Below are 23,518 nucleotides of genomic sequence, written 5' to 3' on the forward strand. Positions count from 1 at the left end.
CCTATGCCCATTGCCCGTTAGCGTAGTAATGGGCGAGTCATATCCAGTGCTTTCGCCCACGGGTGGCTATGTCCCGGGACTCGATAATCGAATGGTGGTTTCCGATGCATCGGCACCTGTTTGACGATGATCATGAGCAATATCGAACAACCGTGCGATCATTCGTGGAGAGTGAGGTTGTTCCCAACTATCCGCGGTGGGAAGCGGAGCGCCTGATCGATAGATCGGTGATGCGAGCCGCAGCCAACTATGGCATCTACGGATTGGAGATCCCTGAGGAGTTCGGTGGGGCGGGTGTCGACGACTATCGCTTCCGAGTCATCGTGAACGAGGAGGTGACTCGAGTGGGTGCGACCGCGATGAATATGACCCTCTCCTTGCAGGACGACCTCGTGCTCCCGTATCTCCTCGACCTCGCGAACCGCGATCAGAAACAGCGTTGGCTTCCTGGGATCGCCGCCGGTGAGCTGATCGGTGCGTTGGCGATGACCGAGCCTGATGCCGGGAGCGACTTGCGCGGAATGAAGTCGACAGCAGTTCGCGATGGAGACGATTGGATCCTCAATGGCCAGAAGACCTTCATCAGTAGCGGCACGTCTGCTGATCTGGTAATCGTCGCGGCGCATACCGGAAGCGTCGCCGATGGCCGGATCAGTCTGTTGGTTGTCGAAGACGGGATGGCAGGGTTCATCCGAGGCCGGAAAATGGAGAAGATCGGGCTTCACGCGCAGGACACGGCGGAGCTGTTCTTCGAAGACGTTCGTATTCCCGGGCAGAATCTTCTGGGCCCCGAGGGTCTTGGTCTCCGTGCGCTGTTCAAGCACCTCCCTCGTGAGAGGATGGCGACGACAGCCATGGCTGTTGCGGTCGCACGCACTGTGTTCGAAGATACGCGGCGCTACGTGCTCGAGCGTCGCGCATTCGGCAGTCGGATTGCCGACTTTCAACACAGTCGATTTCTGCTAGCAGAATTGGCGACCGAGATCGACATTGCCGAGCAGTACTTCGATGCTCAAGTTCGGGCGTTTCGTGCGGGCGACCTTACAGCTGTCGACGCTGCCAAAGGAAAATGGTGGAGTACGGAATTGCAGAAACGGGTCGTCGACCAGTGCCTGCAGCTCCATGGCGGCTACGGATATATGGTTGAGTATCCCGTTGCGAGGGCGTATCTCGACACTCGTGTGCAAACGATTTACGGAGGCACGACGGAGATCATGAAAGAGATCATAGCGCGAGAGATAGTCCCCCGTGAGTGACCGTGATGGTGTGCCATACGGTGAGACTCCGTCACCTGCTGAACGCGACGATATCGGTTCCGATTCTCATGTTCTATACGACGTGTCCGAGGGGATCGCGACGATCACCTTCAATAGACCCGAGTCGCTCAACTCGTTGACACCGGCTATGTTTCGTCGATATACCGCCTTGCTGCATCGGGCCGATCGGGATAGTCGGGTGCGAGTAGTCGTGCTTACCGGAGCTGGCAGGGGATTCTGTTCGGGTGCGGACCTGGCTGCGATGGAATCCGTGTCGGAAGATGGTCTCGACTCATTGGTGCCACCTCCCGGCGATGGTCCAGACCTAGTGTCCGCCTTGAGGATTCCCGTTCTAGCGGCGGTGAACGGGCCGGCCGCGGGGATCGGTCTCGCAATCGCGCTGTCCGCAGACCTGAGATATGTCGCTGGGGATGCAAAACTTGCGCTTCCGTTCGCACGCTTGGGATTGGTGGCCGAATACGGGGTGGCCTGGACTCTTCCTCGACTGGTCGGATTTGGAACTGCATGTGACCTACTCCTGACCGGTAGGGTGTTCAGCGGGGAGGAGGCAGTGCGAATGGGTCTGGCTAGCAAAGCATTCCGCTCGAGCGAAGTCCTGCCCGAGGTTCGTGCTGTCGCAGCGTCCATAGCGCGAATGTGCTCACCTGTTGCCGTCACCCAGATCCGACAGCTGCTGTACGCCGGCCAGGAAAAGGGCCTCGCAGAAGCATATGCTCAATCCATTCCGCTTATCCGTGCCACCGCCGGTTCAGCCGATCTCGGTGAGGGGGTCGCGGCGATTTTGGCAAAGCGGTCACCCAATTTTGCGCCGCGCGACGCGGCGATGTAACTGCGGCGGTCGGCGCTCCGGAGACCGGAGTCATGGCCCTTCAACGCCTAGCGAGGCGTTGAAGGTCGGGCCTGCATCCGCCACCGTCTCGTGGGATCTTTGAATCGCCCCGGGTTTCATGCCCACTCTCTTTCTTGAGAAGATGGACAGGAGATGCCAGCGAAGTACGACGAAGCGACCAAGGCGAAGGCTGTCCGGCTGGTCGTCGATCACCGTGACGATTACGACAGCGAATGGGCCGCGATCAAGGCGGTGTCGGCTCGGCTGGGCATGACGGCGGAAACGCTGCGGAAATGGATCCGCCAAGCTGCGGTCGATCGGGGCGAGGCCGAGGGGACCTCGACAGAGTCGGCCAGGATCATCCGGGAGCAGAAGCGGAAGATCGCCGAGTTGGAGCAGACGATCGAAATCCTTTCTGCGGCAACGTCTTTTTTCGCGCGGGACAAGCACCCGCGACACCATTAGTGTGTGAGTTCATCGCCGAGCACAAGGCGCGGTTCCCGATCGCGGCGATGTGCCGGGTGTTGACCGTGCGCGGGGTGAAGATCTCGGCGAGGACGTTCCATGCCTGGGTGAAACGTGCGCCGTCGAAACGGGCGTTGTGGGATATCGCCCTCACCGAGGTCCTCGCCGGCTATTACGAGCCCGACGAGAACGGCAAACGTCGGCCGGAATGCCTGTACGGGGCGGAAAAGATGTGGGCGCACCTGCGGCGTGAAGGCATCCAGGCGGCCCGGTGCACGGTGGAACGGTTGATGCGGGCCAACCGGTGGCGAGGTGTGGTGCGACGCAAGAAGATTCGCACGACCGAGGCCGATCCGGCTGCGGTGCGGGCGGCGGATCTGGTGGATCGGCAGTTCCGGGTGCCGGCACCGAATCTGCTGGTCGTGGCCGACTTCACCTATGTGCGGCTGGCGACGGGCACGTTCGTGTACACGGCGTTCGTCATCGATGCGTACGCGGGCCGGATTCTGGGCTGGGAATGCTCGACCAGCAAGCTGACCGCGTTCGTGGAATCGGCGATCCGGCAAGCCGCCGCGCTGCGGAACCGTGAAGGGCATCCGCTGACTGATGCGATCCATCATTCGGATGCGGGTAGCCAGTATACATCGGTGAAATTCGGTGAGACACTGATGCTTTCAGGGCTCAAACCGTCGATAGGGTCGGTTGGCGATGCCTTCGACAACGCGCTGGCCGAGACCACGATCGGGCTCTACAAGACCGAAGCGGTCCGTGATGATTCCCCGTTCCGGCGAGGCCCGTTGCACCGGCTCGCTGATGTCGAGCAACTAACCCATGAGTGGGTCAGCTGGTTCAACGAGTCCCGGCTGATGCACCGGCTCGGCCGCAAACCACCGGTCGAGTACGAGGCCGACTACTATGCCGCTCTGACCGAACAACCGGTCGGAGACAGATAACCGGGTGCGCATGAAACCCGGGGGGATTCACTTCGAGCCAAGAGTGGGTCTGTGCGCCGCTGGACATTGGGCGGTTGGATCCCGCAGTTTCGTTGTGGCGCTGACCCTAACCGAGCTGTGTGAGTGCATCGCAGGCTTTTCCTCAGCGAGGATCCGGTGGCGGCATAGCTGTGCGTTACCGCTGATGTCGCCCCTGAGAGGAGGACCTCCAAATGAGGAATCCCGATGTCGTCCGAGGGGCGACACTCGCTGGCGGCAGCATTGTTGCGGCGCGCTGCCGAGCTGTGCTTGCCTGGATGGCCGCCGCCGGTTTGCTTGCCGGGCCTATTGTTTCGGACATTGCCTGGTGGGAACGGGCTATCTACGGGATTCTCTGTGCGCCACTGCTGGCTGTCATGGGCTTCTCGTTCTGGAGTGATGCGGACGGGCAGCGGGCGGACTTCGCGCGTTTGGGACGATCCGGTCGGCCGGCGGTCGCGGAGGTCATCGACGTGGTGGGGACACCACCGAGGGCGAAAGCGATTGGGCGGTAATGACCTTGCGGATCAGCGGCCGGGCGTGCCCTCGTTCGAAGGGCAGTTCAGGTGTGAGCCTGAGCCGGTTACGCGGGTCGGCGCGCGTCTAGAGGCCGTCGTGGATACCTCCGAGAACCTGTTCACTCTCAGGCCCGCGTGAGAACCGGCTCCTACCTCCTCGCTCATACGCACGTCGCCCAGAGCTGATCCGAGACGCTCGCTGCGGGCACCGCAACCGATGCTCAAATTAGCGATCAACTGATGCCCGTTTTCACGACTGAACCACCCACCGATCTCGATCCCACTGACAGGCGTTCCAGTCCGCCAACGTGCACTCGCCTACGTTGTGGTGGTCCGGTGGGGAATACCAGAAAGTCCGCCCCAGTAGAGGTCGGCGGTGGTGTCGATGGCGTCGGTTTTGGTGATGGGGCGGTTGGCGTTGATCCAGGCGGTCACGGTGAAGTGGATCATGCCCACGAGTGCGGAGGAGATAGTGCGGAGGCGGTGGTCGTCGATGGATGGTTCCGGAGAGATCACGTGTGATACTGCGTCGATGCACCGGCCGGTGGCTTTGCTCAAACGCAGCTGCGCTGAGGGTTCGGCGGGGATGGACGAGCCGAAGACGAGCTGGTAGCCGAGGGTGTCGATATCGGCGAAGTCGAAGTAGCTCTGAATGATGGCGCGCAGGCGGGTGCGTCGGTCGCCCGGTGTACCCGCGGCCCTGCGTACGGCTGGCACAAAGGCATCGAGGCGGGATTGCAGGACTGCGAGGTACAGGTCGAGTTTGTTGGTGAAGTGTTTGTAGAGGATGGGTTTGCTCATGCCGGCGCGCTGCGCGATGTCGGTCATTGCGACGGCGTGGTAGTCGTGTTCGGAGAAGAGCGTGAGGGCGGCGGTGAGGGCTTGCTCGCGCCGCAGGAGGCGAGCCGCGCGGTAGTCGGCCGGTGATGGGCTGCGTGCCGGTTCGAGGAGGGCGGGTTTCATGTCTACCTTCTTCGGCATTCCAATCGGCCGCGTCGCCGAACTAACAAGTACCTGATGCGCCGGCTTCGTCGTGGTCCTTGTCCTCATCGCGATGAGGACAAGGACTGTGCAGGCCCGGCGTTGCCTACGTCAGGACGATCAGGGTCTCGGCCACACACGCTGGCTTTGCAGCGCCGTCGACCACCAAGACATATCGAGTCGTCAGTGTGGTCCCAGCGGAGCCTTCCTTCAGATCCACGAAGGTTGCCCTCGCGCGAAGCAACGATCCGACCGGTACCGGCGCCGGAAACCGGACCTTGTTGAGCCCGTAGTTGACTCTCGCGCTTCCGAATCCCAACCGGAACAACTGCTGGCCGAAGTAGGGGAGCAGGGACAGGGTGAGGTAACCATGGGCGATAGTGGTGCCGAACGGGCCACTCGCGGCGCGCTCAGGGGACACATGGAGCCACTGCTGGTCGCCTGTCGTCTCGGCAAACGCTGTGATGCGATCCTGGTCGATCACCAACGGCTCGCTTGGACCCAGCTCTTCGCCCAGCGCGGCCACAACTTCATCCAGGGACTCGAATGTTCGGGTCATCCGACTACCCTTTCGAAAATCGCTGCCAGCCCCTGTCCGCCTCCGATGCACATCGTTTCCAGGCCGTATCGCACTCCGCGACGCTCCATTTCTCGGGACATTGTCACCAGGATGCGAGTGCCGGTGGCGCCGACCGGGTGTCCCAGTGAGATGCCCGAACCGTGCACGTTGACCCGTTCGAAGTCGCGGGCACCGAAGCCCCATTCACTGGTACAGGCCAGTACCTGCGCCGCGAAGGCTTCGTTGAGCTCGATGAGGTCGATATCGGAGAGTTTCAGGTCTGCTTTTGCCAGTGCTGCCGCCGTAGCAGGCACAGGGCCAATGCCCATGACCTTCGGTGACACGCCGGCCAAACCCCATGAGACCAGCCGGACCAGCGGTCGCAGCCCCAGCTGGGCGGCGCGGTCAGGGTGCGTGACGATGCAGACCGCAGCAGCGTCGTTCTGGCCGCTGGAGTTGCCCGCTGTCACCGTAGCCCCGGGGTCCTGCTTGCACAGTACCGGTCGTAGCGAGGCGAGAGACTCGAGCGACGTATCTGCCCTCGGGTGCTCGTCGGATTCGACTACGACGCGTCCCTTCTTTGTTTCAACCGGAACCGGGATGATCTCCTCTGCGAAGATTCCAGACGCCTGCGCAGCGAGCGCGCGCTGATGCGAGGTGAGTGCCAGTTGGTCCTGTTCCTCGCGGCTGATGGCGTAGTCGCGCCGAAGGTTCTCTGCTGTTTCGAGCATGCCGCCGGGGATCGGAAAGTGCCGACCGCCCGGCGTCGCACGGCCACGCGCGAGGGAATCGTGCAATGTCACGCCCTTACCTTTGACACCCCAGCGCATGTCGGTGGCGTAGAAGATCGTGTTGCTCATGCTCTCGACACCGCCGGCTACAACGATGTCGCTGATGCCGGCCTGAACCTGCATTGCGGCCTGCAGGACGGCCTGGAGGCCGGATCCGCACCGTCGATCCACCTGCATACCTGGCACGGTGGTGGGCAGTCCGGCGTCCAGCGCGACCACGCGCCCGATTGCAGGCGCCTCGGCGCTGGGATAGCAATGGCCGAGCACAACGTCGTCGATCACTGCGGGATCTATAAGGGTGCGTTCGAGCAGGCCCTTGAGCACAATCGTCCCCAGCTCGGCGGCGCTCAGCGTTTGCATCGAACCGCCGAAACGACCGATCGGGGTTCGAACCGGTTCGCAGATCACCGCATCACGCATCGGAAGTGCCTTTCTGGAATTCGAGTGTCAAGGTGGTGTGGGCTCCCGCAGTGTCGCCGCCGGGCCCGATGAGGTCGAGGGCGAAACCATCTGGGTCGGATCGGCCGCACAGCCGCGCAGACTGACCGCAGAACAGTGGCGCCAAGTTGCGGTGACGCAGCCGGCTGACGCGGCGGGGATCGTGGTGCAGCCGGAGCACTTCGGCGAGGGCGAGTGTTATGAGTGGTCCATGCACCACCAGACCTGGATATCCCTCCACACGGGTCGTGTAGGGCCAGTCGTAGTGGATCCGGTGGGCATTGGCGCTGGCCGCGGAGAAGCGCATGAGCAGGGTCGGATCGGTCGCGAAGTCCCAGTTCCACATGTCGGCCCGTCGGAACGGGCTGCCGACCGGCTCGAGAGTTGCGGCGTCCACGGGCGCCGCAGCTGTGTCAGACGGCGCTGCGGCTTCTCGGTAAATCAGATCCTGTCGTTCCTCGATCGCCAGACGACCGTCGAGTCGGTACAACCGGGTCATCACGACGACCACGACAAGTCGGCCTGAGCGGCCGACCTTCTCTGTTACGGACTGCACGGTTGACTCCCGGCGAACATCGTCGCCAACCTGCAGGTCTGTGTGGAATCGGACCTCCCCGCCCGCGAACATCCGGCGTGGCAGCTCTATTGGTGGGAGGAACTGGCCGCGTGCCGGATGTCCGTCTGAGCCCAGCTCCGAAGAAACCGGCCAGCGAGCCAGCGCGATCCAGTGCCATAGGGGCGGTAGACAGTCCCCGGGGCCCGGCGCAGGGAGACCATTGTCGAAAATGCCCGCAAGCGCGGCGACGGGCCCGGGCTGCAACTCCTCGAGGGTAGTGACGGTATGCGGTTCCCATTGCTCCATCGCGACTACATGAACCTTCCGCCGGTGACTTCCAGCACGGTGCCGGTCATGTACGACGACAGGTCCGACGCGAGAAACAAAGCGACTGAGGCGATCTCGGCGACCTCGCCTGCACGGCGCATCGGGATTTCGGACATCTTCTGGTCCCACGCCGGCTGGGGCATAGCCTCGGTCATTGCCGTGCGGATAAGGCCAGGCTGGATCGCGTTGACGCGCACGCCATGGTGGGCCAGTTCCTTTGCGGCAGCTTTGGACAGCCCGACGATTCCGGCCTTGGCCGCCGAATAGTTCGTCTGACCGACCATGCCGACCTTGCCGGACAGCGACGACAGGTTCACGATTGCGCCGCGTTTGCGTTCCCGCATGATGGCGGCAGCCTGGCGCGTTCCGTTCCACGTGCCCTTCAGATGCACGTTGATCACCTGGTCGAATTGTTCCTCGGTCATGTTGCGCATCGTTGCGTCGCGTGTGATGCCCGCATTGTTGACCATGACGTCCACCGAGGAGAACGTCTGCAGCGTTGACGCCAGCAGTGCCTCTACGTCGGACCCGCGCGTCACATCGCAACGGATCCCCCTGGCCACTTCGGGCCCACCCAGCCGTTCGGCGGCAAGGTCGAGGTCGTCGCTGTTGAGGTCGGCGAGCACGACACGCGCGCCCTCTGCGACGAAGAGTTCTGCGATGGCGAACCCGATACCTTGCGCACCGCCGGTGATCACAGCGGTTCGGCCAGCCAGCAATGGCTGAGGCATTTCAACTCCGTTCTGGCAGTCGGCTGCTGAGCCGGGCCGTAAATCAGTGCTTTTCGATCTTGTTTCGAGCGATGAGCTGCGCCGCGATCACGTTGCGCTGGATCTCGTTGGTGCCCTCGCCGAGGATCATCAGGGGGGCGTCGCGGAAGTACCGTTCGACGTCGAACTCCTTGGAGAACCCGTAGCCTCCGTGCACGCGCATCGCGTCGAGAGCTACCTGCATCGCAGTCTCCGAGGCAAAGAGCTTTGCCATTCCTGCCTCCATGTCGGCTCGGCCACCGCCGTCCAACCGTTGGGCGGCATTCAGAGTCAGCAGGCGGGCCGCACGCATCTTGGTGGCCATGTCGGCCAGCATGTTTCCCACAGACTGGTGCTTCCAGATCTGCTGGCCGAACGACTCCCTCTCCTGCGCGTACTTCACGGCTGCGTCGAGGGCTGCCTGTCCTACACCGAGCGCTCGAGAGGCGACCTGGATACGGCCTACTTCCAGTCCGCGCATCATTTGTGTCCAGCCCTGGTGTGGCACCCCACCGAGCACGGCGTCCTTAGGCACGAGCATCGCGTCGAACAGCAGCTCGCACGCTTCGACTCCGCGGTAACCGAGTTTGGGTAGCTTCTTCGAAATGGTGAGGCCCTCGCCCGGCTCGACGAGCAGCACGCTCATGCCGCGATGCGTCGGGCTGGCGGTCTGATCGGTGATGCAGAGCAGGCCGATCAAGTCAGAGTTCGCAGCGTTGGAGATCCACGTCTTCGACCCGGAAATCGACCACGTCTCACCATCGGCCACGGCATGGGTGCGCATGGCCTGCAGATCGCTGCCACCACCCGGTTCGGTGAGAGCCATTGTGGCACGGATCGAGCCATCAGCCATCCGGGGCAGGTATCGGACGCGCTGTTCGGGTGTGCCGAAAGTCTTGATCAGGTAGGTGATTACGGAGTGGCCGCCGATTACGCCCGCCAGGCTCATCCAGCCGCGCGCGAGTTCCTCTGTGACCCGTGCGAAGCAGGCCGTACTGATCTCTACACCGCCGTATTCAGCGGGCACGAGCAGCCCGAAGAACCCGAGTTTCTTCATCTCATCGATGAATTCGGCTGGGTAGATGTCGTTCTCCTCGAACTCCCGTACCCGCGGGCGAACTCGCTCGTTCACGAACTCCGAGACCAGAGCGATCATCTCCAGCTCGTCGCTGCTGAACGTCATTTCGTCGTCGGTCAGTGCCATCGGAGGCTCCCTTCTTCTGCCTGCTGGAGGATCCGGTATGCGCGGTCCAGCACTGGCTTGTCGATCATTTGCCCGTTCACCGCGGTGACACCGTCTGATGAGGTCGCGTCCGCAATGGTCTGCGCCCAACGGATCTGTTCGGCGGTGGGGCGTAGAGCCGCGGAGACCGTGGCGACTTGCCTCGGATGCACGCACAGCTTTCCGGTGAATCCCAGGCGACGCGCGTAATGCACGTCATCGGTCAGGAGGTCGTTGTTGCGGAGGTCGCCGGTGACACCGTCGATTGGACCGCCGAGGCCCATGGCTGCCGATGCGAGTACCAGCGCTGCCCTGGCGGATGCGAGAGCTTCACGGTCTGCTGGATCGACGCCCAATTGCGCGGCAAGATCGAAGCTGCCGAAAGCCAGTCGGCGGACAGTCGGCACCGTTGCGATCTCCCGCGCATCCATGACGCCACGAGCAGTCTCGATCAAGGCAATCAGGCACGAATACTTGCCGAGCTGTTCCGAGACCTTCTGCACAGTCTCTGTAGCCTCCGCCTTGGGCAGCATTACGGCGCAGTGGTGTCGAGCGACCATTTCCACGTCCTCGACATGCCATGCCGTGCCCGGTGCATTGATCCGTACCGCACATTCGCGCCCATCGGCCAGCCATTCGGCCACATGGCCGCGCGCGACGCCCTTGTGGTCGGGCGCGACCGCGTCCTCCAGGTCCAGCACAACGAGATCGGCACCCGATGCGGCGGCTTTGGCAAATCGCTCCGGGCGATCGCCGGGAACGAACAGCAGCGTCGTGGCGTCTCGCACACGTCCTGCGGGCGCGCTCATGCGGCTCCCTCTGTCCGTGCCGCGGCAGGGATCGCACCCATTTCGGCCAACTTCTCGAGGTCCTGCGTGGACAGCTTGAGCTCGGCGCGCAAGACATCGGCTGTGTGTTGACCAACAGATGGCGCAGCAACCGGTGGCGCCTGTGTTCCGCCCATGACCACCGGCGAGCCGGGAGCCAAGTACGTGCCTACGCCGGGCTGCAGGACAGGGGCCATCAGTGGGCTATCCCGCAGTAGGAGCGCATCGTCCGCAGCCAGGTCGGCGAAACTGCGGTAACGCGACCACAACACGTGCGTGCGGTTCAGCGCCGTCTCGACGTCCGCGAAGGAGTTCGATTCGAACCATTCAGCAAGTACGGCGCTGAGCACTCGGCGATGGCGGTAGCGATCGGCTTCGGACTCGAAGTCGGCGTGCAGCGAGCCGGCGAGTGCGGTCATCACTTCGCCGCACCCAGTCACTCGAACAAGTTCGTGCCAGTGCCGCGGAGTGAGCGCGACCACCATGACGCGGTGACCGTCTGCGGTGGTGAAGTCCCGGCCGTAGGTGCCGTAGACGTAATTGCCGGATGGTCGGCGTTCGCCGCCCAACTGGGCCTCGGCCAGGTAGCCGAGGCTGCCTGCGGTGGCCAGCGCGACGTCTTCCAGCGCGACTCGCACCTGCTGGCCCTCACCCTCGAGTCGGCGGGTCCGTTCCGCGGCGAGCAGCCCGACCGCCAGGTACAAACCAGCCGCAACATCCCAGGCGGGCAGCACGTGATTGACCGGGTCGGGGCTGTCCTCGGGGCCGGTCACGGATGGGAAACCGGTTGCTGCATTGACGGTGTAATCCACGGCGGCAGTTCCGTCGCGACGCCCGGTCAGCAGCACATGGATGATGTCGGCCCGTTTTGCGCGCAAATCTTCGAAGGTCAGTTGACGGTCGGAGTTGGCGAGTACGACACCACATTCGGCCGCAAGATCGACAACGACCTGGCGACCGGCGGCTGTGGACAAGTCCACTTCGATTGCTCGTTTGCCTTTGTTCAGGCCCGCCCAGTAGAGGCTGGTCCCGCTGGGAGCCAGTGGCCAACGCGTGCGGTCGGGTGCCCCACCGATCGGCTCGACGCGGATAACCTCTGCCCCCAGCTGGGCGAGGGTCATGCCGCACAGTGGGGTGGCGACGTAGCTCGAGACCTCGACGACACGCAGCCCGGACAGCGGCCCGTTCATGCCCGTGTCTTTTTCTCGGCGCGAGCGAAGAATTCTCCACGACGGTCGGCGAAGTATTCGGTGCCGAGAAGTTTGGATTGTGTCTCCAGTTCGGCTGCCAGGATCGAGGCGAGGTCCTGATCCGGCTGGCTGAAGATCTGCTTGGTACCCGCCACCATCTGGGGCGAAAGCGCGGCGAGTCGGCGCGCGCGTTCGTGAGCCTGCGCGAGTACCGCATCCGACTGGACCGTTTCATCAACCAGCCCGATTCGGAGTGCCTCGGCCGCACCGACTACTTCGGCGAAGAGGATGATTTTCTTCGCCATCGCAGGCCCTGTTCGCTGGGGCAGGCTCCAGAACAGTCCGGTGTCTGCGGTCAGTCCGACGCGTCCGAAGGATGCAGCAAAGCGCGAATCCTCGGCTGCGACAACGTAATCGCAGCCCGCGGCCAAGGCGAGTCCAAGACCGAAGGCGCCACCATTGACGGCTGCGACAAGCGGCTTCGTATTCAGAATCAGGGCGCGGGCAAGGTCATTTACCCGGTGCATGCGGCTGCGCGCCACCTCTGGGTCGACCGTCATGGACTGAAGATCGGCACCGGCGCAGAAGACGGCGCCGGCTCCTGCCAAGACGATGGCTCGGCAGCCAGGGTCGATCTCCGCCCACCGCAGTGCGTCGAGAAGCTCGCGGCGGTCGTCGATGTCGAGCGCGTTTCGTCGATGCGGCTGATTCAATGTCAGGGTCCAAACCGGGCTGTCCCGGTTGATCAGTACTGCGGGACCGTTCACCGCACTACCCCTTTCAACACGTGCTTTGCGATGATCACCTTCTGGACTTCACTCGTTCCCTCGTAAAGCCGGAACAGCCGGGCATCGCGATAGAACCGCTCTACCGGGACCGAGCGCATATAGCCCAGCCCGCCGTGAATCTGGACAGCGCGGTCGGCAACTCTTCCCACCATTTCCGAGCAGAAGAGCTTTGCGCATGACGGCGCCAGTCGGCGATCACTGCCGTCAGCGAAGGCTCGCGCGGCTTCTCGCACCATCGCGCGCCCGGCATAGAGCTCAGTCTGCGAGTCCGCCAGCATCGCCTGTACCAGCTGGAATTCACCGATCGGCCGGCCACCTTGCTTGGCGCTGGCAGCGTGGCTGGCGCTTTCCTCGACCAGACGCTGTGCCAATCCGACACAGATTGCGGCGATGTGCAGTCGGCCTTTGCTCAGCGAGCGCATAGCGGCTACGAATCCGGCGCCCTCGACACCACCGATCAGTGCGGAGTCGGGAACAAATACCCGATCGAAAAACACTTCTGCGGTCTGTGCTCCGCGTTGCCCCATCTTGGCGTCCTTCGGCCCAACCGTCAGCCCTTCCAGGTCCGCGTCGACCGCGAAGACTGATATTCCGTCGGCCGGTGGCGCGTCCGGATCGGTGCGCGCGAAAACCATGAACACATCGGCAAGATGCGCGTTGGTGATGAACCGTTTCTGGCCGGTGATCAAGTAGCCGCCCTCGGTCCGTTCCGCGCGGGTCCGCAGCCCGCTGGGATCCGAGCCCGCGTCAGGTTCGGTCAGAGCGAACGAAGCAAGCTTTGCGCCGCTCACCAGACCCGGCAGATACTTGCGTTTCTGATCTTCGGTGCCGAAGTTGACGAGTACCTGCCCGGCGATGCCGTTGTTGGTCCCGAACAACGATCGGAACGCTGGTGAGGTGTAGCCGAGCTCCATCGCGAGTTCGACTTCCTCGATCATCGTGCAGCCGAGTCCGCCGTACTCCTCAGGCAGCGCGTAGCCGAACAAGCCCATCTCCGCGGCCTTCGAACGGATAGGTTCGGGAATTGCATCGGCTTCCTCGATGAGCTCCTCAGCCGGTACGACCTCTTTGCGGACGAACGTCCGCACGGTGTCGAGGACAACTCGGAAGGCTTCCTCATCCACTAGTTTGCTCCGTTCTGTGAGAATGGGTGGCTCATCGCACGACCCCTTCAGCCAGCAGGTGGTCGATATCAGCCTGCGATTGACCCAGACCGGTAAGGACCGCCCGAGTGTCCTGCCCAGGCACGGGTGAAGCCGCCGGCAGAGCGCACGGGGTCAATTCGAACCGGGGCGCGGGCGCCGGGTGCAGCGCACCATCCGAGTCCGTAAAGAAGCTCTGCCGGTGGGCGTTGTGCGGGTGGTTGGACACTTCGGCCATGGTCAGCACAGGGGTGACACAGGCATCGACGCCATCGAATCGCTGAAGCCACTCGTCACGGGTGCGGCTCTTGAATGCCTCGGTCAACTGCTTACGCAGGGATGACCAAGTGCTGCGGTCCCGTTGCCGGCCGGTGTCGACCGTGTTGGAAAGACCCAGAACGTCGACGAGATTGACGAAGAACGGCATTTCGAGTGCTCCAACGGCAACGTATTCGCCATCGCCGCATTCGTAGACGTCGTAGAAGGGCGCAGCACCGTCGAAGAGGTTTTCTCCGCGCTCCATCGTCCATGAGCCGCGCGCCAGCATTCCGTACATCATCGACATCAGCAGCCCTGAGCCTTCGACCATGGATGCGTCCACCACCTGCCCGGATCCAGAGGACCGAGCATGAATCACGGCGGCGAGCACACCGAGGGCCAGCAGCATCCCACCGCCACCGAAGTCGCCCACCAGGTTGAGCGGGGGAGTCGGTGGCTGTCCAGGGCGTCCGATCGACGCGAGTGCACCAGACAGAGCGATGTAGTTGATGTCGTGTCCGGCCCGATCCGCGAGTGGACCGTCCTGGCCGAAACCCGTCATCCGGCCGACCACAAGACGGGGATTTCGCTCGATCAGGGCCGCGGGAGCGAACCCGAGCCGCTCTGCCACACCAGGTCGGAAGCCTTCGAGCAAAACGTCAGCCGTGTCGATCAATTGGCGGACGATCTCGACACCACGCGGATCCTTGAGGTCCACGGCCAGCGACTGTCGGCCACGGTCGAGGACCGGGTTGGCGGCGGCCGACTCGAATGTGCGGTGGATCCGGACAACGTGGGCGCCGAGGTCGGCGAGAACCATCGCGGCAAAGGGGCCGGGGCCGATCCCGCCCAGTTCGATCACGCGGATTCCGGAGAGAGGCCCGGATTGCGACCCGGTGTCGTTCATCGTCCCTGCCAGTTCGGGCGACGCTTCTCGGCGAACGCGCGCGGACCCTCTTGAGCATCCTCGGACGCGAACACCGGGTTGATGATCTCCCGCTGTCGTGTCCACCGTTCCTGCTCGGGCCACTGCTCATGCTCGACGATGACTCGCTTACTGGCGACTACCGCCAACGGTCCGTTATCGGCGATTCTGGTGGCGAACTCGAGCGCCATCGGCAATGCATTGCCCTGGTCCGCCAGGTGGTTCACCAATCCGGCCTGGTACGCCCGCTCTGCGCTGAGCATGTCACCCGTCAAGGCAAGTTCCATCGCGAGCTGCCGTGGGACGCGGTGCGGAAGGCGCAGCAATCCGCCGGCGGCGGCGACCAGGCCTCGTTTTACCTCGGGAATGCCGAACCGGGCGGTGGTCGAGGCGATAATCAGATCGCAGGCAAGCACCACCTCGCATCCACCGGCCAGTGCATACCCCTCGACGGCTGCGATCAGCGGTTTGGCGGGCGGCGCCTCGGTCAATCCCGCGAATCCGCGCCCTTCGATGGTCGGACGCTCTCCACGCAAGAATCCTTTGAGATCCATGCCTGCACAGAATGTGCCTCCCGCACCGGCGATGACACCGACCGACAACTCGTCGTTGCCGTCGAGCTCATCCAGGGCGGCGGCGACACCTGTTGCCATGGCTCGGGTTACGGCATTCTTCGCTGATGGTCGGTTGAGGGTGATCACCAGGATGCGTCCCTCGCGTCGGACGAGTACCTCGTCGGTCGCGATCGTCGACTCCACTGCTGCACAACTCCTTCGTCGTTCCTAGCCTGGGCTTGCAACCAGTGCACCATCGGGCCTCACCGTCTGACCAAGACCTAGTGGCGTACGAATCGAACGTCAGCGCCTATGACACCTGGTAGATAAAGGGATGGACTAGGCTCCGAAATCGTGAACCTTCGTTTGGTCGAATACTTTGTCGCTGTGGTGGACCACGGAGGTATCACGAAGGCAGCACATGCGCTCTACCTGGCTCAGCCGTCGTTGTCGCAAGCCATCCGAACTCTGGAGCGTCAGTTAGGTGTGCAGCTGTTCGATCGGTCGGGCGGGAAACTGGTCCTGACAGCCGATGGGCGAGCGTTCCTCGAACCGGCGCGGACGATCCTCAAAGACATTGACATCGCTCGGCAGAAAGTCCATTCGGTACGCGATGGAATAACGGGGCGATTGGTCGTGACGGCTCAATCGACACTTGCCGTTGATCCGTTGCCCGAGCTGATCAAAGGCCTGCGCGAGAATCATCCCGCGATCAGGGTCACCGTGCTCGATCCGACCAGCCCCACCGGCCTGGTCGACCACCTCCGTAGGGGTATAGCGGAGATCGGACTTGCCGATCTTCCCCTGTCAAGTGAGGGGTTGGAGGTTCGCCAGATGTGGGAGCAGGAGCTTTGTCTCGTGCTCCCGCCTGCCATCGCCGTCGAGCTACCGGACCCCGTGCCCATCGAGGCGGTCTCAGAGATACCGCTCGTGATCGAGTCAGGAAGCGATGGGCCGAACGCGGCAATTGAGGCGATACTCGGCAAGGGGGTCGCGTTCGTTGCTGTCGAATGCGTTCATCGAGATGCAATCTGGGAGCTCGTTGGGCAAGGCGCCGGCGCTACGTTCTTGCCCCGGCCGATCGCCGAAACGGAGTTGCATGACGTCGTGGTGCGGTCCACCACGCCGAAAGTCCATCGACCGGTCGGAATCGCATTTCGTCGCGGTCCCCTTTCCCCGGCTGCCGATGCATTCATGCAAGTCGCCCAGGGCCTTTCGAGCGATCGTGGTCCCGAATAGACCCGGCTCAGTCGATGTCGAGGAGTCGCAAGAATGCACGGCCGGCCGGAGAGAGGGCCTTATCATGGAATATCAAACCGAACGGGCGACTGATCTTCGGCTGCACCGCCCGAACGGTTGCACCGCGGGCGCTGGCTGCTTCGGCCATCGACCTGGGGAGGAAAGTAGCCCCCGCTCCTGCCATGACAAGTGGCAGTCTGGCTTCGCGGTGGTCGATCACGACCGACGGGATGATGCTGCGCCCAGCCGCAGCAATCGCATCCTCGATCTCGCCGACGGCTTGGGAACTGCTCTTGGGCACGATCACGTGCGGCACGTCCGGCAATGCGGACAGCGGCAACGGATCGGCGGGTGGCAGGTCGGAGCCAGGCGGCAGTACAAGCCAGAATTCCTGCTCGCCTAGCTCACGCACCACCAAACCATCGCTATCGGGAATGGGAAGAAGCGACACCACGATCTCGCTGTGCCCGTCGCGGATGAGTGCTGAACTCTCAGCCTCATGACGCAAGTTGGTGATTCGCACCGCGACCGCTGGATACTCACGTCGGAAAGCCCCTACCAGCCGCGCGACCGGGTCGACCGCAAGCGCCGGCATCGTGGCGATGTCCAGCCGCCCGCGTTGCCGCCCGGCCGCATCGACGAGAGATCCCTCCGCAGTCACCACATCCCGGAGGATGCGGCGAGCTGGCCCCACCAGGCTATGGCCGGCTGATGTGAGGACCATCCCACGGCCGATCCGGTGGAACAGCAGCACATCCAAGTCGCGTTCGAGCGCTCGAATAGATCCCGAGATCGTCGGCTGGGGCAGGTCGAGTGCGCTCGCGGCCGCGTTGACGCCGTTGTGATCGACGACTGCGAGGAAGTACTCAATCTGGTGGAGGTCCACAGCGTGACTCTAATTGACCGAAATGCGCTGCCCGGGCGGGTTTGTCAACTGGCTGGTATGGTAACCCGGCCGACGGTGAGGTCAGCGCGGCGCCATCCGCAGCGCCCCATCGAGGCGGATTGTTTCACCGTTGAGGTATCCATTCTCGAGGATCTGGCACGCCAACTGTGCGAATTCGTCGGTCCGACCAAGTCGGGCCGGATTCGGAACGCTCTTCTCGAGCGCCGCCCGCACATCGTCGCCAAGCCGAGCGAGGAGCGGGGTGTCGATGATGCCCGGAGCGATAGCGCACACCCGAACACCCCGGCTTGCGAGGTCGCGCGCGGCGGGCAAGACCATTCCGACGACCCCAGCCTTCGAAGCGGAGTAATTGATCTGGCCAATCTGTCCCTCGAATGCTGCAACAGAGGCCGTCAGCACAATCGCGCCTCTTTCCCCGTCGATCTCGTCCTGGCGAGCCATCCGGGCCGCACCGAGGCGAAGAGCATTGAACGAACCGAGCAGGTTCAGCCTGATCACCCATTCAAAATCTTCAAGCGAGCCTGGATTGCCGCTCGAGTCGACTACTCGCATCCGGCGCCCGGCACCCGCGCAATGCACCAATCCGCGTAGGCCGCCGCGGTCGTCAGCAGCGTCCAGCGCAGCGTCGAATTGTTCGGGGTCGGTGACGTCCGCCGGGACGAATCGGGCCGCTTCCCCGAGCTCAGCGGCGACCTCGGCACCCTTCGAGGTCGGTAGGTCGACGATCGTGACTTTGGCGCCACCCTTCACGAGCCTGCGCGCAGTCGCAAGACCCAGGCCGGAAGCGGCTCCCGTGATTGCAATGGATAGGTCTTCCAAACGCATGTGCTGATCCTCTCCTCGAACTCTCAGAGATCGAGTGATTTGGCAATGATTGTCTTCAGCACCTCGGTGGTGCCGCCGTAAATTCGGGTCACTCGCGCATCCGCGTACAGGCGGGCGATCGGGTACTCCCGCATATAGCCGTACCCCCCGTGCAGTTGGAGGCATCGGTCGACGACCCGGGCCTGCAACTCGGTGCAAAAGACCTTTACCTTCGCGGCCTCGGCACCCGACAACTCGCCGGTTTCGTGAGCGGCAAGCGCCCGGTCGACCAGCGCCCGACCGCCCTCGATGTCTACCGCGCAGGCTGCAAGCTCGAACTTCGTGTTCTGGAAGGTGGACAAGGTAGATCCGAACACACGCCGGCCCTTGACGTATTCGAGCGTGGTTGTCAACGCGGCCTCGGCGGAGGCTTGTGCACCGACCGCGATACCGAGTCGTTCCTGCGCCAGATTGCTGGTCAGGTAACTGAACGCCTTACCTTCTTCTCCAAGGACATTGGTAGCCGGGACCAAGACGTCCTCGAAGAACAACTCTGCCGTGTCCTGCGTCTTCAACCCGATCTTGTCGAGGTTTCTGCCCTGGGTGAATCCGGGCATCGTGCGATCGACGACCAGTAGGGTCAAACCGTCTCGGCGGTTGTCACTTCTGGAGGTCCTCGCGACCACGACGAAAAGGTCTGCGTTCACGCCGCCTGTGATGAATGTCTTCGCGCCGTTGAGCAGGTAATGGTCGCCGTCCCGTGTTGCGGTGGTTGCCATTCCAGCCAGATCGGAGCCCGTGCCGGGCTCGGTCATAGCGATCGCGGTCATCAGCTGGCCTGTCGCGAGGCCGGGGAACCATCTCTGCTGCTGCTCCGCAGTGCAGTATTTGAGAAAGTACGGGAGAACAACGTTCAGATGCACGCTGAGGCCGCCCAGATTCACGTAGGCGCGCACCGTCTCTTCTGCCCATATTGCGGAGTAGAGGAAGCCTGTTTCCCCGGCACCACCGAACTCCTCCGGAATCGACATGCCGAGGACCCCGAGCTCGCCAATTCTGGTGAACACTTCGCGAGGCACCAGGCCTGCGGACTCCCAGTCCGCATAATGGGGCACGACCTCTTTCGCCAGGAAGTCGCGTGCCATCTGGCGGAAGTCGTCGTGCTCTGCTTCGAATACCGTGCGCCGCATCGTCACAACAGCTCCAGAATCGTCGCGTTGGCGAGACCGTCTGCCTCGCATACGCTTTGCAGGCCGTACTGGATGCCCTCGTCGACCATCCGGTGCAGAAGCCGGGTCATGAGCACCGCACCGGATCCGCCGAGCGGATGTCCCACTGCGATGGCTCCACCCAGTGGATTGAGGCGATCGTCGCCGACGCCGGTTTCCGCCTGCCATGCCAGCGGAACGGGTGCGAAGGCCTCGTTGATCTCGAACGTTCCGATGTCGTCGATGGACAAACCCGCCTTCTTGACCGCCTTGGCGGTTGCGTCGATCGGGGCAGTCAGCATGATCACCGGATCGCTTCCGGCCAGTGCGACGGTGTGTACTCGCGCCAGGGGCTTCAGCCCACGGTCGCGGGCGAGGTCGCTGGAGGTGATCAGTAGCGCGCCGGCGCCGTCGGAAATCTGCGACGAGTTGCCCGCGGTGATCATCCCACCGTCGCGGAAGGCCGGTTTCAAGGCTGCCAACGTGTCAACCGACGAAGCCCGGCGGATTCCCTCGTCATACCGCAAGGCATCGAGCTGGACCAGCTGGCCGTCGAAAGCGCCGGAGTCGGTGGCCGCGGCCGCTCTCGCATGAGAGCGCGCGGAATACTCGTCGAGTTGAGTGCGGCTGAATCCCCAACGTTCGGCCACCATCTCGGCGCCGAGACCTTGATTGAACTCAGTGACGCGATAGCGATCCAGAACGCTCTGGGGGTACATCTCGCCGCCCTGTACCGCGGCACCGATCGCCACCCTGCTCATCGACTCCACACCACCTGCGACGACGAAGTCGTAGTGTCCGGCGATGACGCCTGCTGCGGCGAAATGAACAGATTGCTGACTCGAACCGCATCTCCGGTCGACGGTGGTGCCAGGTACCGAATCGGGCCAACCGGCCGCGAGGACTGCGACCCGTCCCATGTTGCCGGACTGGTCGCCTACCTGGCCGACACATCCCCAGACGACGTCGTCGATCTCGTGGGGTTCGATCGAGTTGCGCTCGATCAGTGCGGTGAGCACGTGTGCCGACAGATCTCCTGGATGGATTCCGGACAACGCGCCGTTTCGCTTGCCGACGGGTGTTCGAACAGCGTCGACAATGACGGCATCCCTCATGTTGCTCTCCTCGATTTGTGCGCGGCGCGGGTCCTGCATAGGGCCCATATCGAATCAATCACGCGCCCTTTTGCTTCCACAAAGACCGGAACCCGAACGGACTCATCGCTCGGTCCTATACCGCTTTGCCAGAGCTGTTTTCGGTAAGGGACCGATAGCGTTTTCAGGTCTACAGTGCTTCCACGATGGTTGCGTTGGCGGTGCCGCCCCCCTCGCACATTGTTTGCAGCCCGTACTTCAGGCCGTTGTCACGGAGGTGGTGAACCAGCGTCGTCATGAGCCGCGCGCCGGAGCCGCCCAAGGGATGGCCAAGCGCGATGGCGCCACCGAGCGGGTTCAGCTTGGCCTCATCGGCACCGGTCTCCGCCAGCCAGGCAAGAGAGACACTGGCGAATGCCTCATTGACCTCGAACGCATCGATGTCGTCGATTCTCAGCCCTGCCTTGGTCAATGCCTTATGTGTCGCCGGGATCGGGCCCGTGAGCATTGTGAGCGGGTCGACACCTGCCAGCGCGAATGCGTGCAGCCGAGCCAGAGGACGCCAGCCCATTTGACGAGCCTTCTCCGAAGTGGTGATGAGGAGCGCTGCGGAGCCGTCCGAGATCTGTGACGAGTTGCCTGCCGTGATGACTCCGTTCTCGTCGAACGCCGGCTTCAACTTGCCCATCTTCTCGACAGTTCCACCGCGGCGAACGCCTTCGTCGACTTCGACGAGATGGGAGCCGCCACCGTCAGCAGGTACCTCGACAGGAACGATCTGTCCCTTGAATCGACCCTCATCGATTGCTCGGGCGGCATTCTCGTGTGATCGCAGCGCGTGCTCATCCAGTTGAGTTCGGCTCAGACTCCACCTGCTTGCGATGAGTTCCGCACTGACGCCCTGATTGAAGGCGACTCCGTTGTATCGGGCAACCGCACGCTCGCCGTAGGCCTTGCCCGGGCCGTTGAGCCTCGCCACACCCATCGGAACGCGGGTCATGGACTCCACGCCGCCAGCAACGGCAACGTCGTATTGACCGGATATCACACCAGCGGCTGCAAAATGGACCGCCTGTTGCGACGAGCCGCACTGTCGATCGACGGTCACGGCCGGCACTTCCTCCGGCCAGCCCGCACCCAGTACCGCGAACCGACCGATGTTTCCGGCCTGCTCACCAACTTGAGATACGCAACCCCAGATGACATCGTCAACAACTGCAGGATCCAGCGAGTTACGTTCCGCAAGAGTTTTGAGGAGCTGCGCCGACAAATCGGCCGGGTGCACACCGGAGAGTACGCCTTGGCGTTTTCCGAGGGGGGTACGTACCGCGTCAACGATTACTGCATCTCGCAAGATGTCTCCTTTGCTAGTAGTAGATGCGGCCTCGCAAGTAGGCTCGAGCTGAGGGACTTATCCAGCGCGCCAGACGAGTTGTCCAGGACTTTCACTTCAGGACGGCTCGACATCCGTCACTTCGAATGACTTGAGGACCACGAGAGGGTTCGCAAATTCTGTCCATTCGGTAAGTAGACCGTCGGCGAACCGGAAAATTGCCAAGTAGGTGTTTTCGTATGGCTTACCGGTGCGCGCTACCGTCGCGTCACTGTAGTAGTGAGCTACCACGCTCTCATCCGTGTCGGAAAGGAATGTCTCGGTCAGATGGAGCTCGAACGGCGAGAAGAGGTCGAGAACGCGAGCGAGGAACGCCCGAAGTTCCGATTTGCCTTCGATTCGGGTTACGTATCCCGGGGGTTGAAATGGGATCGACATGACCACATTGTCGTCAGCCAATGCGAGGGCTTGCTCGAGAGCGCCCTTTGAAAGATGCTCGAGTAGTTGCCCGACCGTATCCGAAATACTGTGACGGGGTGTCGATTCATTCATGACATCAATGGGAGCTGTCATGCGAACCGGGCACCGCAGAAATTGCCGTCGACAACTAGGTCGAGGTATTCGGTGAGACCGGGTCCTCGGGTGTCATCCAACGAATACACGGTCGCGCCCTCGATGATTCGGGTCGTTTCTCCGTCGCGAACGTGGCGCAGCGGCAGCGGGAGCCTGACCTCGGCGTCGAGCCGGTGTTTGACACCATCCTCAGTCGTCAGGACCCAGAATGCCTCGGTTGGGTACCAATCCTCGTCATAGTTGGTTTGCACGGTGGCGTCGACGATTTCCAGCAGTGGCTTATCTGGTCCGCGATGGAGATAGCCCTGGGTGGCGTAGTTGCCGTCAAGCTCGCCGATGATCGTGCACGCGAATCCTAGATTCGGGGTGAGGCTTGCGGTCAGCCAGCGGTACCAGTGCACCTGCTGCCACTTGCGCGGTCCCCAGGAATGATCCCGCACGCTGAGCCCGTCGACGAGTGGGAACTCCTCGTCTCCGATACGCACAGTTCCGGTGACCGTCATATGCTGCTCGAAGTGGTTGCCGGCGAAGCCATCGAACGCCTTCGAGTTGTGGCTTCCTTCCGGGCCGCCCCAGACGGGCGACGCCGCGGTGAACTGCAGGTCGATTTCGCAGTCCGCGCGAGGCGATTGCGCGAAGGCTTCCTTAGGATTCTCCAGGACATGGAAGTCGTCGAACAATGCGACGGGACCGGCGTATGTAACCCGGTGCGAGCGGAACGGTTCCAGAACCTCGAACCGCAGACCGCCCGCATTGTGTACGCCCGGGTCGGCAATCTCTGCCCGCTTCCACCAGAAGGCAATACGCTGGTCAGGGGTATAAAGACAGACAGTGACCTCGGCGAATCCGTCATTGATGCGGTTGCCGATGCGTACCCATCCGGTAATGCCGCCGACGACGCCGAAATTGTAGTAGGCGCTCTCATTGTGGTCGGGGTGGTCGGTGATCGGATGCAGGTAGTCGTGCTGTGGATCGATCGGGCTGCTCATTTGT

The 23,518-nt window shown here is 62.8% G+C and carries 23 protein-coding genes; 4 read left to right on the forward strand and 19 right to left on the reverse strand.

Translation table 11 applies throughout. From position 1 onward, the window contains the following. The first annotated feature begins 104 nt into the window (after positions 1-104). From ACWEQQ_RS05270 to ACWEQQ_RS05280, 3 genes are all read left to right on the forward strand, one after another. On the forward strand, positions 105-1,256 hold the full coding sequence (locus tag ACWEQQ_RS05270) for an acyl-CoA dehydrogenase family protein (protein WP_452347247.1): 1,152 nt from the start codon (positions 105-107) through the stop codon (positions 1,254-1,256). A gap of 82 nt (positions 1,257-1,338) precedes the next feature. Beyond that, complete coding sequence (locus ACWEQQ_RS05275) at positions 1,339-2,106, forward strand: enoyl-CoA hydratase-related protein (RefSeq protein ID WP_452347431.1); 768 nt, start codon at positions 1,339-1,341, stop codon at positions 2,104-2,106. 153 nt (positions 2,107-2,259) lie between these two features. Beyond that, positions 2,260-3,524 (forward strand): IS3 family transposase gene (locus tag ACWEQQ_RS05280; RefSeq protein WP_452347248.1). Its coding sequence is split into 2 segments (ribosomal slippage): positions 2,260-2,539 and positions 2,539-3,524, totalling 1,266 coding nucleotides; the frame shifts between segments, so codons are not numbered across the junction. A gap of 854 nt (positions 3,525-4,378) precedes the next feature. Here the strand turns inward: ACWEQQ_RS05280 and ACWEQQ_RS05285 are convergent. From ACWEQQ_RS05285 to ACWEQQ_RS05340, 12 genes are all read right to left on the reverse strand, one after another. After that, entirely contained in the window at positions 4,379-5,023 is a 645-nt protein-coding gene (locus tag ACWEQQ_RS05285) for a TetR/AcrR family transcriptional regulator (RefSeq protein WP_452347249.1), read from the reverse strand. Positions 5,024-5,147: 124 nt separating this feature from the next. Then, a complete protein-coding gene (locus ACWEQQ_RS05290; protein ID WP_452347250.1) occupies positions 5,148-5,600 on the reverse strand; it encodes a MaoC family dehydratase in 453 nt (150 codons plus the stop codon). Next, positions 5,597-6,811, reverse strand: coding sequence for an acetyl-CoA C-acetyltransferase (locus ACWEQQ_RS05295; RefSeq protein WP_452347251.1), 1,215 nt, complete (start codon positions 6,809-6,811; stop codon positions 5,597-5,599). The genes ACWEQQ_RS05290 and ACWEQQ_RS05295 overlap by 4 nt, the downstream gene beginning before the upstream one ends. Beyond that, a complete protein-coding gene (locus tag ACWEQQ_RS05300; protein ID WP_452347252.1) occupies positions 6,804-7,691 on the reverse strand; it encodes an FAS1-like dehydratase domain-containing protein in 888 nt (295 codons plus the stop codon). Before ACWEQQ_RS05300 ends, ACWEQQ_RS05295 begins: the two co-directional genes overlap by 8 nt. A 5-nt stretch (positions 7,692-7,696) precedes the next feature. Further along, positions 7,697-8,443 (reverse strand): 3-oxoacyl-ACP reductase FabG, encoded by a 747-nt coding sequence (gene fabG / locus ACWEQQ_RS05305; RefSeq protein ID WP_452347253.1) that lies wholly within the window; start codon positions 8,441-8,443, stop codon positions 7,697-7,699. Between the two features lie 43 nt (positions 8,444-8,486). Next, entirely contained in the window at positions 8,487-9,644 is a 1,158-nt protein-coding gene (locus ACWEQQ_RS05310) for an acyl-CoA dehydrogenase family protein (protein ID WP_452347432.1), read from the reverse strand. 11 nt (positions 9,645-9,655) lie between these two features. Then, on the reverse strand, positions 9,656-10,492 hold the full coding sequence (locus ACWEQQ_RS05315; RefSeq protein ID WP_452347254.1) for an HpcH/HpaI aldolase/citrate lyase family protein: 837 nt from the start codon (positions 10,490-10,492) through the stop codon (positions 9,656-9,658). Beyond that, positions 10,489-11,700: a CoA transferase gene (locus tag ACWEQQ_RS05320; RefSeq protein WP_452347255.1), complete on the reverse strand. Its 1,212-nt coding sequence runs from the start codon at positions 11,698-11,700 to the stop codon at positions 10,489-10,491. Before ACWEQQ_RS05320 ends, ACWEQQ_RS05315 begins: the two co-directional genes overlap by 4 nt. Then, on the reverse strand, positions 11,697-12,467 hold the full coding sequence (locus tag ACWEQQ_RS05325; protein WP_452347256.1) for an enoyl-CoA hydratase/isomerase family protein: 771 nt from the start codon (positions 12,465-12,467) through the stop codon (positions 11,697-11,699). The genes ACWEQQ_RS05320 and ACWEQQ_RS05325 overlap by 4 nt, the downstream gene beginning before the upstream one ends. Next, positions 12,464-13,612: an acyl-CoA dehydrogenase family protein gene (locus ACWEQQ_RS05330; protein WP_452347257.1), complete on the reverse strand. Its 1,149-nt coding sequence runs from the start codon at positions 13,610-13,612 to the stop codon at positions 12,464-12,466. The genes ACWEQQ_RS05325 and ACWEQQ_RS05330 overlap by 4 nt, the downstream gene beginning before the upstream one ends. Before the next feature lie 31 nt (positions 13,613-13,643). Continuing rightward, entirely contained in the window at positions 13,644-14,795 is a 1,152-nt protein-coding gene (locus tag ACWEQQ_RS05335) for a CaiB/BaiF CoA transferase family protein (protein WP_452347258.1), read from the reverse strand. After that, positions 14,792-15,571: a crotonase/enoyl-CoA hydratase family protein gene (locus ACWEQQ_RS05340; protein ID WP_452347259.1), complete on the reverse strand. Its 780-nt coding sequence runs from the start codon at positions 15,569-15,571 to the stop codon at positions 14,792-14,794. Before ACWEQQ_RS05340 ends, ACWEQQ_RS05335 begins: the two co-directional genes overlap by 4 nt. Before the next feature lie 150 nt (positions 15,572-15,721). Here ACWEQQ_RS05340 and ACWEQQ_RS05345 point away from each other — a divergent pair, with 150 nt between their 5' ends. Next, positions 15,722-16,606 carry a LysR family transcriptional regulator gene (locus ACWEQQ_RS05345; RefSeq protein ID WP_452347260.1) on the forward strand — a complete coding sequence of 295 codons (885 nt, stop codon included), beginning with the start codon at positions 15,722-15,724 and terminating at the stop codon, positions 16,604-16,606. A gap of 7 nt (positions 16,607-16,613) precedes the next feature. On the opposite strand, the gene ACWEQQ_RS05350 is transcribed toward ACWEQQ_RS05345, so the two are convergent. The 7 genes from ACWEQQ_RS05350 to ACWEQQ_RS05380 all read right to left on the reverse strand — a co-directional run bounded on the left by ACWEQQ_RS05350 (position 16,614) and on the right by ACWEQQ_RS05380 (position 23,514). Further along, on the reverse strand, positions 16,614-17,492 hold the full coding sequence (locus tag ACWEQQ_RS05350; RefSeq protein ID WP_452347261.1) for a LysR family transcriptional regulator: 879 nt from the start codon (positions 17,490-17,492) through the stop codon (positions 16,614-16,616). An 81-nt stretch (positions 17,493-17,573) separates the two neighbouring features. Continuing rightward, positions 17,574-18,338, reverse strand: a complete 765-nt coding sequence (locus ACWEQQ_RS05355; protein ID WP_452347262.1) for an SDR family NAD(P)-dependent oxidoreductase — start codon at positions 18,336-18,338, stop codon at positions 17,574-17,576. Positions 18,339-18,361: 23 nt separating this feature from the next. Then, on the reverse strand, positions 18,362-19,507 hold the full coding sequence (locus tag ACWEQQ_RS05360) for an acyl-CoA dehydrogenase family protein (protein ID WP_452347433.1): 1,146 nt from the start codon (positions 19,505-19,507) through the stop codon (positions 18,362-18,364). Between the two features lie 2 nt (positions 19,508-19,509). Further along, a complete protein-coding gene (locus tag ACWEQQ_RS05365; RefSeq protein WP_452347263.1) occupies positions 19,510-20,640 on the reverse strand; it encodes an acetyl-CoA C-acyltransferase in 1,131 nt (376 codons plus the stop codon). Between the two features lie 169 nt (positions 20,641-20,809). Further along, positions 20,810-21,973, reverse strand: coding sequence for a thiolase family protein (locus tag ACWEQQ_RS05370; protein WP_452347264.1), 1,164 nt, complete (start codon positions 21,971-21,973; stop codon positions 20,810-20,812). A gap of 96 nt (positions 21,974-22,069) precedes the next feature. Beyond that, entirely contained in the window at positions 22,070-22,504 is a 435-nt protein-coding gene (locus tag ACWEQQ_RS05375) for a nuclear transport factor 2 family protein (RefSeq protein ID WP_452347265.1), read from the reverse strand. Positions 22,505-22,521: 17 nt separating this feature from the next. Then, positions 22,522-23,514 (reverse strand): DUF7064 domain-containing protein, encoded by a 993-nt coding sequence (locus ACWEQQ_RS05380; protein WP_452347266.1) that lies wholly within the window; start codon positions 23,512-23,514, stop codon positions 22,522-22,524. Between the last annotated feature and the right edge of the window lie 4 nt (positions 23,515-23,518).

The organism is Nocardia sp. NPDC004123 (assembly GCF_053603795.1).